The organism is Micromonospora sp. A202, from assembly GCF_006715105.1.
Classification (GTDB): Bacteria; Actinomycetota; Actinomycetes; order Mycobacteriales; family Micromonosporaceae; genus Micromonospora; species Micromonospora zamorensis.
Genome location: NZ_VFMP01000001.1, coordinates 5,830,613 through 5,842,805, shown reverse-complemented (window position 1 = coordinate 5,842,805; position 12,193 = coordinate 5,830,613). Strand labels below are relative to the sequence as shown.

The window sequence follows — 12,193 nt, the reverse complement described above, 5'->3', positions numbered from 1 at the left end:
CGGACATGATCGTGCGGATGTGGGAGGCGCGCGCCGAGGCGTACGGCGTCGCCGACCTGATCACCTGGGTGTGCGATACCGCCCTGCCCGAGTTGGAGCACGACCCGCTGCACGTCTCCAGCGAGGTCTTCTCCTCCACCGACCATCGCGTGGTGGTCATCTCCAAGTGGCGCAGCAACCCGCGACCGCTGCCCGATCCGCCTGCCCTGCTGGTGGCCCGCGCTCCGCACTCCTGGGATTTCACCCAGGTCGACCGCTGACGCGAGCCACCAACGAGGCCATCGCCGACGGTCAACTGCGGCGCAGCATCCGGTAGGTGGCGATTCCACCGGTGCCCAGCGCGGCGAGGAAGACCAGCCAGACGACTGTGCTGCTGACCCCGACCTGCGGGCCGGCGTTGGCCGCTGCGGCGGCCAACAGGCCGTCGTCACCGGGGGCGGGCAGCGCCGCCGGGGGCAGCTCCGGCCAGCGGACCAGGCCCGTGCTCTCCAGCATCTGCATGTGGTGCATGACGAAGCCGTTGGAGTCGTCGCAGAGCTTGCGGACGGTGGCGTCCCGGGTGCTGGCGCGGACCGCGCCGATCACCGGGAAAATCTTGCCGTGGGCGACCCGGAGCCGGGTGACGAAGATCTGGTCGAACCGGGCGCCGGACGCCTTCTGCATCTCGGCCAGCCAGCCCTTCTGCTCGGCCGTCGGCTCGCTGGGGATCGTCGCGCGCAACTTGTTGGCTGCTTCGACCACGAGCTCGTCGAGCTTCTGGTGCTCGGTGGCGATGCCGGCGCCGATCTCCCGGACCTTCGCCGACTGTCCTTTCTCCGCGGCCATCTGACCGGCTGGCATCTCCCACAGCCCGGCCAGCCGTACCCCGTTGAGCAGTGTCATGTCGGCGGCGTTGAGCTGCTGCCCGCCGCCGGCGGGCGCGGCCATGGCCACGCCGGGCAGGACACCGATCCCCGCGACGATCGCGATGAGCAGCATCGCCGCTCGGTGGGTCCGGTTGCCCAGCCGGCGATGGGCGGATCTGAGCGGTGCCATGTCTGTGGTGCCTCCTCGGTCCGGACCGAAACGCGTCTGGACCGGACAGCCATACGCTCCCGGCTGCCCGTCCGCCCACTGATACGGACTGATCGCGCGATCAGTTCACCGTCTGGCGACGTGGATCAGCGGGTGATGGCGAGGAAGCCGCCGAGCAGCAGTAGGGTGAGCGCCGCGGCGGCGAAGAGCATCAGCAGCTCGCGGTGCCCGTGTCCGACGGTGTCGCGGTCGCCGGGCGGGTCGGAAAGCGCCGGCAGATCGCGGGTCAGCGCGGCCAGGTCACCGAGGGTGCGTGCCGTCCACACTGCACCCGCCCGATCGGAAAACTCGTCGAGGGTCAGCCGGCCCGCTGCGGTGTGCCGGTGCAGCTCGGCGACCACCCGGTTGCGGTCGTCGTCGGAGGCGCGCAGCTCGACATCCACGCCGGACAGCGTACGCGGATCAGCCCACGTCGAGGGGGTCCGCGAGGAGTCGTTCGAAGGCCAACTCGGCGGCCCCGATCAGGGGGGCGTCCGCGCCCAGCTTGGGCGTGCGCAGCCGGACGTGCTCCAGGCAGGCTCCGAGCGCGTTGGAGTTGAGCCGGCTGCGGATCTGGGCCGCCGCCGCGAGGTAGAGGTCGCGCATGGTGCCGCCGAAGATGACCATTTCGGGGTTGAAGATGTTCACCAGGTTGGCGACGCCGAAGCCGAGCCAGTCGCCGGCCTGGCGGACCGCCGTCTGGGCCCGGGCGTCGCCCCGGTCGGCGGCGTCGAAGACGGCCAGCAGGGCGTCGCGACCCCGGGCGTCGGAACGTCCGGCAGCGCGCAGCAGACCGTGCTCGCCGATCTCGGTCTCCCAGCAACCCCGGGAGCCGCACTCACAGGGCCGGCCGTCGCGGACCACCTTCATGTGGCCGACCTCGCCGCCGTACCCACCGTGCCCGGTCAGCCGACGTCCACCGGCGATGATGCCGGCACCCACGCCGACGTCGCCGTACAGGTAGAGGACGTTGTCGCAACCGGCCGCAACACCCCGTGCGTGCTCGGCGAACGCGGCGACGTCGGCCACGTTGCCCACCGTGACTGGTACGTCGATGCCCAACTCGTCGGCGAGGGCCGAGCCGATCGGCTCGTCCACCCAGCCGGTGGTGGGGCCGAGCCGGACCAGGCCGTCGTCCCGGCGGACCATGCCGCAGACCGCGACGCCGGCGCCGACGCAGATCGCGTCGGCCGGGACCAACTGCTGCATCTCCTTGACCGCGCCGGCCAGCAGCGGCGCGGCTTCCGCGGCCAGCAGCCCGCGTGGCCGGTCCAGGTCGCGGCGGTCCAGGACCGCCCCGCCCAACCCGATCCGGGCCGCGCGCAGTCGGTCCACCTCCACCGAGTACGCGTACGCGTAGACCCGGGCCGACTCGGGCCGGACGACCAGTGACGGTCGCCCGGCCCGGCCGGTCTCCTTCGGCGCGCCTTCGCTGACCAGCCCCACCGCGGACAGGTCGGCGGTGAGCGCGCCGATGGTGCTGCGGTTGAGGCCGAGCGTGGTGGTCAGTTCCGCGCGGGTGGTCGCCCCGTGGACGTGCACATGCCTCAGCAGAGCCCCGAGGTTCTGCCGTCGGACGTCGTCCTGGCTCGGTCCTGGGCGCATGCTGGTGCTACCTTCCGCGCGGTCAGCGGGTGCCGGTGGCTGCCGCGCGGCGGCGGGAGAGCGCGTCGACGCTGGCGGCGAGCAGCAGCACGACGCCGGTGACCACGTACTTGACTCCTGCGGTGTACCCCATCAGGCCCATTCCGTTTTCGATGACCGCGACTACCGCGCCGCCGAGGACGGCGTCGAGGACGCGGCCCTTGCCACCGAAGAGGCTGGTGCCGCCGATCACCGCCGCGCCGACCGCGTAGAGCAGTACGTTACTGCCCCCGGTGTTCGGGTCGACCGAGTTGGCCCGGCTGGCCGCCACGATGCCACCGATGGCGGCCATGGACGAGCAGATCACGAAGACGGAGATCCGGATCCGGTCGACGCCGATGCCGGCCCGGCGGGCCGCTTCCCGGTTGCCGCCCACGGCGTAGATGTGCCGGCCGTAGCTGGTGCGTTGGAGCACGAAGGTCCAGATGATCAGCAGCACCGCGATGATCGGCACCACGATCGGCACACCCTTGAGTGAGCTGATCAGGACGTTGCGGCTGCGCTCCAGGTTGAGCACGTACACAGCGGTGCCGAGGATGACGGCGAGCCCGCCGATCCGCAGCGCCACCACCGCGATCGGGTCGGTGATCAGACCGCGGGCCGCCCGGGTGCGGTGGCGCAGCAGTTGCACCGCCGCGTAGCCGACGACCGCGAGGGCGGTCAGCGCCCAGCCCAACGTGGGGCCGAGGTTGCGGTTGGCGATGGCGACCAGCACGTCGTCGCGGACGGAGATGTTGGTGCCATCCTTGACGAGCAGTAGCACGACGCCCTGGAAGGCGAGGAAGCCGGCGAGGGTGACCACGAAGGACGGAATACCGATCTTCGCGACGAGCATGCCGAGCGTGGTGCCGATGACCACACCGGTGGCGACGGCGGCGAGCACGGCGACCCACCAGGGGTAGCCGAGCACTGTGACCACATTGGCCAGCACCGCCGCGCAGACGCCGCTGGCGAAGCCGGCGGACAGGTCGATCTCGCCGAGCAGCAGCACGAAGACCAGGCCCATCGCGATCAGCGTGACCGCCGCGCCCTGGGTGAAGAGGTTGGCGAAGTTGCCGGCCGACAGGAACGACGACGGCCGCATGATCGCGAAGACGGTGCAGAGCACGATCAGGCCGAGTACGGCTGGCAGTGCGCCGACGTCGCCACCGCGTACCCGACTCAGGTAGTTGCGGAAGTGGCCTCCGATGGTCGGCGTCGGTGTGACGGCGGCGGGGCCGTCCTTCCGCACGGCGGTGGTGGTCATCGGACGCCTCCTGAGGTCGAGTCGGCCGGCTGCGGGCCGTCGCCGTTGCTGCCCGGGTCGGTGGCGAGGCCGAGCCCGCCCGAGCGCCCGGCGGTGATCAGCTCGACCACCTGGGCGTGAGTGATGTCGGTGGTCTTCACCTGAGCGACCATCTGGCCGAGGTACAGCGCGGCGATCCGGTCGGAGACGGCGAAGACGTCGTTCATGTTGTGCGAGATGAGCACCACGGCCAGGCCGTTGTCGGCGAGGCGGCGGACCAGTTCGAGCACCTGGGCGGTCTGTGCCACGCCGAGCGCCGCGGTCGGCTCGTCCAGGATGACGAGCTTGCTGTTCCACAGCACCGCCTTCGCGATGGCCACGGTCTGGCGCTGGCCACCGGAGAGGCTGGACACGTGCTGACGCAGCGAGGTGACGGTGCGGATGGAGAGCCCCGCCAGCGTCTCGGCGGCGAGCTGTTCCATGGTCGGCTCGTCGAGGACGATGCCGCTGCGCCTCTCCCGGCCCAGGAACATGTTCTGCACGATGTCCAGGTTGTCGCAGAGCGCGAGGTCCTGGTAGACGACCTCGATGCCGAGCGTGGCGGCGTCGCGGGGGCTGCCGATGTGCACCGGTTCACCGTTGAACAGGAACTCTCCGGCGTCGGTGGGGTGGATGCCGCTGATGCACTTCACCAGGGTCGACTTGCCGGCGCCGTTGTCGCCGACCAGTGCGGTCACTTCGCCCGGGTGGACGGTCAGGGCGACGTCGCGGAGCACCTGGACAGGACCGAAGCTCTTGTCGATCCCGCGGAGTTCCAGCAAGGGGGTCGGGGACACGGGGGTCTCCTTCTCAAGGGAGGGTCGGGGCCCGTCCGGCGGGCGCCGCCCGGCACGGAAGGGTGCTCCCGTGCCGGGCGGCGATGGTCGTTCCGGCGGGTACTGCGGCGTCGGTCAGCTGATGCCGGCTTCGGCGCAGAACTTGGCGTACGCCGCGGTGCAGACCTCTTCCTTGGTCACGTAGCCGTCGGCGATGACGTCCTTGACGGTCTCCTTGGTGATGGCCTTCGGGGTGAGCAGCACCGAGGGAACGTCCCGGTCACCGTCCTTGACCGTCTGGCCGGTGTCCTTCTTCTCGCCCTTGGCGAGGGCGATGGCCAGGTCGGAGGCGGCCTTGGCCTCTTCCCGGACCGCCTTGTAGACGGTCATGCACTGGTCACCGGCGAGGATGTTCTGCAGGCCCTCGGTGCTGGCGTCCTGCCCGGTCACCGGCACCTTGCCGTTGAGCTTGTTCTTCTTCAGGATCGAGATGGCCGCGTTGCCGAGACCGTCGTTGGCGGCCAGCACGCCGTCGATCTTGCCGTTGGCCTTGGTGAGCTGCTGCTCGAAGATCGTCGCGGCCTGCGCGTTGTCCCACGCCGGCACCGCGTCCTCAGGGCCCTTGACGTATTCCTTGGCGTCGAACTTCGGCTTGAGGACCGAGTCGTAGCCGGCCTTGAACAGGGTGGCGTTGTTGTCGGTGGGGGAGCCGTTCAGGTACGCCACGACGGGGTTCTTGGCGCCCTTCTCGGTCAGGCACTTCGACAGACCCTCGCCCTGGAGCTTGCCGACGGTCTCGTTGTCGAAGCTGACGTAGTACTGGGCCGAGCCACCGAGGGTGAGCCGGTCGTAGTCGATGGTGGCGACGCCCTGCGACTTGGCCTTGTCCAGCACGGCCTTGCCGGTGCCGGAGTCCAGGTTGACGATCATCAGGGCGGTCACGCCACCGGTGATCATCTGGTCGGCGATGGTCTGGAAGGCGGTCTTGTCGTTCTGGGCGTTCTGGATGTCGTACTGGACACCGGCGGCCTTGAACGCCTCCTCCAGGAACCGGCGGTCCGCCGTTTCCCAACGGGCCGAGGACTTGCTGTCCGGGAGGATCACGCCGATCTTGGGGGTCTTGGCGGAGGCGGCCTTGTCGCCGGAGTCGTCGCCACAGGCGGTCAAGCCGCCGGTCGTGAGCAGGCCCACGGCGGCGATGGTGAGGATCCCCTTACGCATGTGCAGGGTCCTTTCGGAGGTGGGGGAGGTGTTGTTTTGTTGTGTCCGGCAACGTATTTCGCGTCACACCGGCTCCACAAGACCGCGCAGGTGCATAGTTTGTTGGGAGCGATAACAATTCAGCAACGCGACTGTTACTCCGCGGGTATCCCACGAGGGAGTCGACGTAACGAAGGTCGTCAGTGGGTCTGCAACGGCGCGGTGCGGGCGTCGGTCAGCGCCACCAGATCCGCCGCGGCCAGTTCGAGTTGCAGACCGCGCCGACCAGCCGAGACGTAGATCGTCGGAAATGTCAGCGCGGAGTCGTCCAGCACTGTGGGCAGTCGCTTGCGCTGCCCGAGCGGGCTGATCCCACCGCGTACGTAGCCGGTTGCCCGCTCGGCGACCGCCCGGTCGGCCAGCGCCGCCCGCTTGCCACCGACGGCCGCGGCGAGCGCCTTCAGATCCAGCTCGCCGGTGACCGGAACGACCGCCACGGTCAGTGCGCCGTCGACCTCGGTCACCAGCGACTTGAACACGCGCTCCGGTGGCACGCCGAGCGCCACCGCCACCAACGCGCCGTAGTTCGGGGCGTCCGGTGCCACCCGGTACGGATGGGTGCGGTGCGCCACCCCACGCTTGACCACCAGTGCCGTCGCCGGAGTGCCCTGTCCTGCCACACCGGCGACGCTAGTCGACCGGCCTACCGATCAGCACTGTCGGTGCGCCGGCGACCCGGGTGAGCACCAGGCTCGCCGCCTCGCCGCCGGCCAGCCGCAGGTCCCGTCGAAGCTGCTCCGGGGTGAGCGCGGAACCCCGCTTGAGGATCTCCACCCGGCCCACCCGACGATCCCGCAGCAGCGCCCGCAGGCGCTTGAGCGAGAACGGCAGCACGTCGGTGATCTCCAGGCAGCGTGCGTACGGGGTGCGGATCGGCTGGTCGGCGTAGAGGTAGGCGATGCTCGGATCGCCGAGGGTGGCGTCCAGTTCGGTGGCCAGTTCGGCCACGAGGTGCGCGCGCACCACCGCCGCGTCCGGGTCGTACAGGTAGCGACGCGGCGGCCCGACCGGCGCCTCGTCGGCACCCGAGCCGCTGAGCTGGTGGCGGCGTGTCTCGACGCCCCGCTGGCGGTAGAGGGTGGCGCGGCGGGGCACCTCAGCCAGGTCACCACACCAGAGCGCGGCCTCGACCAGGTCGCCATCGACGCCGACCCACTCGGCCTCCGCGCCGGCCGGAATGAGCGCGTGGTCCAGGCCCGGCGCCACCTTCACCACGGTGCGCGGCACCCGCTCGGCCAGCCCGGTCACGAAGTCCCACGGTGGTGAGTAGGCGCGCGGGTCGAAGATCCGTCGCCCGGTGCCGGTGGTGCGGCGGGCCGGGTCGCAGAAGACCCCGTCGACCCGGGAGACGTCGAACGCTGTGGCATCCCCGCACTCGACAGTGAACAGGTCAGCCAGCCCGGCCGCGTCGGCGTTGGCGGCGGCCATCGCGGCGGTCACCGGGTCGGCCTCCACCCCGTACACCCGGATGCCGGCGCGGGCGGCGGCCAGCGCGTCGGCGCCGAGGCCGCATCCGAGGTCGGCCAGGGTGCGCACGCCGGCCGCGTGGAGCCGGGCGGCCCGCCGGTCGGCGACCACCCGGCGGGTGGCCTGCTCCAGCCCCGGGCGGGTGAGGAACATCCCAGCGGCTGCCGGGCCGAACTTGCCGGTCGCCCGGTGGCGCAGCTCAGCCTGGGTGAGCGCGGCCGCGGCGAGCGTCGGCGGCACCCCGGCCGCGCGCAGGGCCGACGCCGCAGCCAGTGGATCACCGCCGGCCAGCCCGGCCGCCGCCGTGAGCGCGGCCGACCCCTCGGGGGTACGCAGCGCCGCCAGCTGATCGAGATCCACCCGGTCATTGTCCGGGTGGACCCGGAAATCCGGGCTGGCGGGGCGCGACTCGCTGGCACTCTCCTTGACGGAGTGCTAGCCACGGAATAACCTGCGATTAGCACTCTCACCCTGAGGGTGCCAGCTTCCGGGTCTCACGACCCGGGGGCGCACGCCAGGCGGACCGGCACCCGCGACGACGGCCCCGCCCGGTGGCATGAGGCAGATTGACGCTGGTCGGCCCCGCCGGCCAGCAACGAAACCAGTACCCCAGGAGGGTATGCCCGTGACTACCGCGACCAAGGTTGCGATCAAGCCGCTCGAGGACCGCATCGTGGTCCAGGCGAACGAGGCTGAGACCACCACGGCGTCGGGCATCGTGATCCCCGACACCGCCAAGGAGAAGCCGCAGGAGGGCACTGTCCTCGCTGTCGGCCCGGGCCGCGTCGACGACAACGGCAACCGGGTTCCGGTTGACGTGCAGGTCGGCGACACCGTCCTCTACTCGAAGTACGGCGGCACCGAGGTCAAGTACGCCGGCGAGGAGTACCTGGTGCTCTCCGCCCGCGACGTCCTCGCGGTCATCGAGAAGTAAGCAACCGATCAGTGCCATTGCCCCGGTCCGGCTCGCCGGGCCGGGGCAATGGCGCTTCGAAGGGACATAAATGGCGAAGATCCTGAGCTTCTCGGACGACGCCCGGCACCTGCTGGAGCACGGTGTCAACGCCCTCGCGGACGTGGTCAAGGTCACCCTCGGCCCGCGCGGGCGCAACGTCGTCCTGGACAAGAAATTCGGTGCGCCGACGATCACCAACGATGGTGTGACCATCGCCAAGGAGATCGAGCTCACCAACCCGTACGAGAACCTTGGCGCGCAGCTGGTCAAGGAGGTGGCGACCAAGACCAACGACGTCGCCGGCGACGGGACCACCACCGCGACCGTGCTGGCCCAGGCGATGGTTCGCGAGGGTCTGCGCAACGTGACCGCCGGGACCAACCCGGCCGGCCTCAAGCGGGGCATCGACGCGGCGGCCGCCAAGGTCTCCGAGGCGCTGCTCGGCCGTGCCGCCGAGGTCACCAGCAAGGAGTCGATCGCGAACGTGGCGACGATCTCCGCGCAGGACGCCACGATCGGCGACCTGATCGCCGAGGCGATGGAGCGGGTCGGCCGCGACGGTGTCATCACCGTCGAGGAAGGCTCCATGCTCACCACCGAGCTGGAAGTGACCGAGGGTCTCCAGTTCGACAAGGGCTTCATCTCGCCGAACTTCGTCACCGACCTGGAGAGCCAGGAGTCCGTCCTTGAGGACGCGTACATCCTGGTCACCACCCAGAAGATCTCGGCGATCGAAGAGCTGCTGCCGCTGCTGGAGAAGATCCTGCAGAACAGCAAGCCCCTGCTGATCATCGCCGAGGACGTGGACGGCCAGGCGCTCTCCACCCTGGTGGTCAACTCGCTGCGCAAGACCCTCAAGGTCTGCGCGGTCAAGGCCCCGGGCTTCGGTGACCGGCGCAAGGCGATGCTCCAGGACATCGCGATCTCCACGGGTGCCGAGTTGGTCGCCCCGGAGCTGGGCTACAAGATCGACCAGGTCGGCCTGGAGGTGCTCGGCACCGCTCGGCGCGTCGTGGTCGACAAGGAGAACACCACGATCGTCGACGGCGGCGGCCAGAAGGCCGACGTCGCCGACCGGGTGTCCCAGATCCGCAAGGAGATCGAGGCCTCCGACTCCGACTGGGACCGGGAGAAGCTGGCCGAGCGGCTGGCGAAGCTCTCCGGTGGCATCGCCGTCATCAAGGCTGGCGCGGCCACCGAGGTCGAGATGAAGGAGCGCAAGCACCGCATCGAGGACGCCATCGCGGCGACCAAGGCTGCGGTCGAGGAGGGCACTGTGCCCGGCGGCGGCGCCGCCCTGGTGCAGATCCGTTCGGTGCTCGACGACGACCTGGGCTTCACCGGCGACGAGAAGATCGGTGTCTCGGTCGTGCGCAAGTCGCTCGTCGAGCCGCTGCGCTGGATCGCCCAGAACGCCGGTCACGACGGCTACGTCGTGACGCAGAAGGTCGCCGACCTGGAGTGGGGCAACGGCCTCGACGCCGCCAAGGGCGAGTACGTCGACCTCGTCAAGGCCGGCATCATCGACCCGGTGAAGGTGACCCGCAACGCGGTCACCAACGCCGCCTCGATCGCCGGTCTGCTGCTCACCACGGAGAGCCTCGTGGTCGAGAAGCCGGAGCAGGCGGAGCAGTCCGCCGGCGGCGGCCACGGCCACGGTCACGGCCACCAGCACGGCCCGGGCTTCTGACCCGGTAGCAACACCCGTCCCGGGGCACACCGTCGCACGACGGTGTGCCCCGGCTCGTCTTATGGGTCTGTTACCGACGCCGCCGTTGTTGGCGAGTGGACCGGATGATCGCGCACACTGGGCCGATGAGCACCACGTCGCGGCGCTACGCCGCGCTGGCCGGGATCACCGCCGCCGCCGTCGCGATCGGAATCGCCGAACCGGTGGCGGTCCTGACCGGCCCCCGGTCGGCACCGCTGGTCGCGGTCGGTGGGGTGGTCGTCGACGCCGTCCCCGAGTCGCTGAAGCAACTCGCCATCGACCTCTTCGGCACCGCCGACAAGATCGCGCTGCTGGTCGGTACGGGCCTGTTGCTGGGAGGGTTCGCGGCGCTGTTCGGTGTGCTGGCGGTCCGACGGCTGGCATTCGGCCTGGCCGGCATCGCCGCGTTCGGCGTCATCGGTGTGGCCGCCGCGCTGACCCGTTCCGGTGCGGACGCCGCCGACGCGCTGCCGTCGCTTGTCGGCGCCGGCCTCGGCGGCCTGGTGCTCTGGCTGTTCATCGACGGCCCGTTCGAGCTGGACCCCTGGCCATGGTCACCGCCCACGCCGATCGCGCCGCCCGCTGGGTCGGTGCCGCCTGCTGGGTCGGTGCCGCCTGTCGGTCCGGTGCCGCCTGCGGGCCCGGCGCGAGGGTCGCGGGCCGAGCCGCCCTCGCCGACGCCGGAGGGCCTGCCGGTGCCGGTGACTCCCGCCGCGCCGATGTCGCCTGCTGGCCCGGTGGCGCCCGCTGCGCCGGTGGCTCCGGGCGGGCAACCCACGGCCGGGGCTGCGGAAGTCGACCCCGAGTCGCGGCGGCGGTTCCTCACCAGCAGCGGGGTTCTGCTCGGCACCGCCGTGGCGGCAGGTCTCGGTGGGCGCTGGCTGGCCGGTCGACGCGGGGTGTCCGCCGCTCGGGACGCGATCCGGCTGCCCGCGCCGGTCGCCCCCGCAGCGGCCGTACCAGCAGGCGCGGACCTCTCGCTGGCGCAACTCGCGCCGTACGTCACCTCGAACCTCGGGTTCTACCGGATCGACACCGCGCTGGTGGTACCCCAGGTGGACCCGGACAGCTGGCGGCTGCGGATCCACGGGCGGGTCGGCACCGAGCGCACCTACACCTACGCCGACCTGCTGGCCCGGCCGCTGGTCGAGCGGTACGTCACGTTGGCCTGCGTCTCCAACGAGGTGGGCGGTGACCTGATCGGCAACGCCCGCTGGCTCGGCGTACCCCTGCGGGAACTGCTCGACGAGGTCGAGCCGGACGCGGACGCCGACCAGGTCGTCGGCCGGTCGGTCGACGGCTGGACCTGCGGCACCCCCACCGCCGCGCTGCGCGACGGGCGGGACGCGCTGCTGGCGGTCGGCATGAACGGCGAGCCTCTGCCGGTCGAGCACGGCTTCCCGGTCCGGATGGTGGTGCCCGGCCTCTACGGCTACGTGTCGGCGTGCAAGTGGGTGACCGAGCTGGAGCTGACCCGATTCGCGGACTTCGACGCGTACTGGGTGCCGCGCGGCTGGTCGGTCGAAGGGCCCATCAAGACGCAGTCGAGGATCGACACGCCCCGGGGACGTAACCGGCTGACCACGGGGCCGGTGACCATCGCCGGTGTGGCGTGGGCGCAGCACCGGGGCATCCGCCAGGTCGAGGTCCGCGTCGACGACGGCGAGTGGCAGCAGGCCGAGCTGGCCCCAGCCGTGTCGGTGGACACCTGGGTGCAGTGGTCGTGGCGCTGGGCCGCCACGCCAGGCGAGCACCGGCTCCAGGTCCGGGCAACGGACGCCACCGGCGAAACCCAGACCGAGCGTACGCAGGATGTCGTCCCGGACGGCGCCACCGGCTGGCACACGGTCACTGTCACCGTCCGCTGATCCGGCAGTGCCGGGCGGTCCGCCCCGGTCGGAAGCCGTTGGAGTGCTGTCGGCCCAGCCCGGCCCAGCCCGGCCCGGCCGGGCGGCCCGCCCGCCCGCTTGGGTCGATCAAGGAGTTGTGGTGCTGGACAGACCACCCGAACCATCCTCAGTCCGGCACCACAAGTCCGTGATCGACCCGGGCCAGGGACGCGG

Annotated in this window: 12 protein-coding genes; 4 read left to right on the top strand and 8 right to left on the bottom strand. The window is 71.0% G+C overall.

What is annotated here, in order from left to right:
- Window positions 1-5 precede the first annotated feature (5 nt).
- Entirely contained in the window at window positions 6-260 is a 255-nt protein-coding gene (locus FBZ33_RS26980) for a hypothetical protein (protein ID WP_053660576.1), read from the top strand.
- A 31-nt stretch (window positions 261-291) separates the two neighbouring features.
- Here FBZ33_RS26980 and FBZ33_RS26975 read toward each other — a convergent pair whose 3' ends face one another.
- The 8 genes from FBZ33_RS26975 to FBZ33_RS26940 form a co-directional block, all read right to left on the bottom strand.
- Complete coding sequence (locus tag FBZ33_RS26975; protein ID WP_141911132.1) at window positions 292-1,035, bottom strand: DUF4142 domain-containing protein; 744 nt, start codon at window positions 1,033-1,035, stop codon at window positions 292-294.
- 125 nt (window positions 1,036-1,160) lie between these two features.
- Window positions 1,161-1,457 (bottom strand): DUF1707 domain-containing protein, encoded by a 297-nt coding sequence (locus FBZ33_RS26970; RefSeq protein ID WP_088950178.1) that lies wholly within the window; start codon window positions 1,455-1,457, stop codon window positions 1,161-1,163.
- A gap of 19 nt (window positions 1,458-1,476) precedes the next feature.
- Window positions 1,477-2,658: an ROK family protein gene (locus FBZ33_RS26965; protein ID WP_088950177.1), complete on the bottom strand. Its 1,182-nt coding sequence runs from the start codon at window positions 2,656-2,658 to the stop codon at window positions 1,477-1,479.
- Between the two features lie 22 nt (window positions 2,659-2,680).
- Window positions 2,681-3,943: a sugar ABC transporter permease gene (locus tag FBZ33_RS26960; RefSeq protein WP_141911131.1), complete on the bottom strand. Its 1,263-nt coding sequence runs from the start codon at window positions 3,941-3,943 to the stop codon at window positions 2,681-2,683.
- Window positions 3,940-4,758 (bottom strand): ATP-binding cassette domain-containing protein, encoded by an 819-nt coding sequence (locus FBZ33_RS26955; RefSeq protein WP_141911130.1) that lies wholly within the window; start codon window positions 4,756-4,758, stop codon window positions 3,940-3,942. The genes FBZ33_RS26960 and FBZ33_RS26955 overlap by 4 nt, the downstream gene beginning before the upstream one ends.
- Window positions 4,759-4,872: 114 nt before the next feature.
- A complete protein-coding gene (locus FBZ33_RS26950; RefSeq protein WP_141911129.1) occupies window positions 4,873-5,958 on the bottom strand; it encodes a sugar ABC transporter substrate-binding protein in 1,086 nt (361 codons plus the stop codon).
- A gap of 179 nt (window positions 5,959-6,137) precedes the next feature.
- Window positions 6,138-6,617 (bottom strand): Cys-tRNA(Pro) deacylase, encoded by a 480-nt coding sequence (ybaK, locus tag FBZ33_RS26945; RefSeq protein ID WP_141911128.1) that lies wholly within the window; start codon window positions 6,615-6,617, stop codon window positions 6,138-6,140.
- A 10-nt stretch (window positions 6,618-6,627) separates the two neighbouring features.
- Window positions 6,628-7,824, bottom strand: a complete 1,197-nt coding sequence (locus FBZ33_RS26940; RefSeq protein WP_141911127.1) for a methyltransferase domain-containing protein — start codon at window positions 7,822-7,824, stop codon at window positions 6,628-6,630.
- A gap of 259 nt (window positions 7,825-8,083) precedes the next feature.
- Between FBZ33_RS26940 and groES the strand changes: the two genes are divergently transcribed.
- The 3 genes from groES (at window position 8,084) to FBZ33_RS26925 (ending at window position 11,998) form a co-directional block, all read left to right on the top strand.
- Complete coding sequence (gene groES, locus FBZ33_RS26935; RefSeq protein WP_030330046.1) at window positions 8,084-8,398, top strand: co-chaperone GroES; 315 nt, start codon at window positions 8,084-8,086, stop codon at window positions 8,396-8,398.
- 70 nt (window positions 8,399-8,468) lie between these two features.
- Window positions 8,469-10,109 carry a chaperonin GroEL gene (groL, locus tag FBZ33_RS26930; protein WP_141911126.1) on the top strand — a complete coding sequence of 547 codons (1,641 nt, stop codon included), beginning with the start codon at window positions 8,469-8,471 and terminating at the stop codon, window positions 10,107-10,109.
- Window positions 10,110-10,234: 125 nt separating this feature from the next.
- Window positions 10,235-11,998 carry a molybdopterin-dependent oxidoreductase gene (locus FBZ33_RS26925; protein ID WP_141911125.1) on the top strand — a complete coding sequence of 588 codons (1,764 nt, stop codon included), beginning with the start codon at window positions 10,235-10,237 and terminating at the stop codon, window positions 11,996-11,998.
- Window positions 11,999-12,193: the final 195 nt, after the last annotated feature.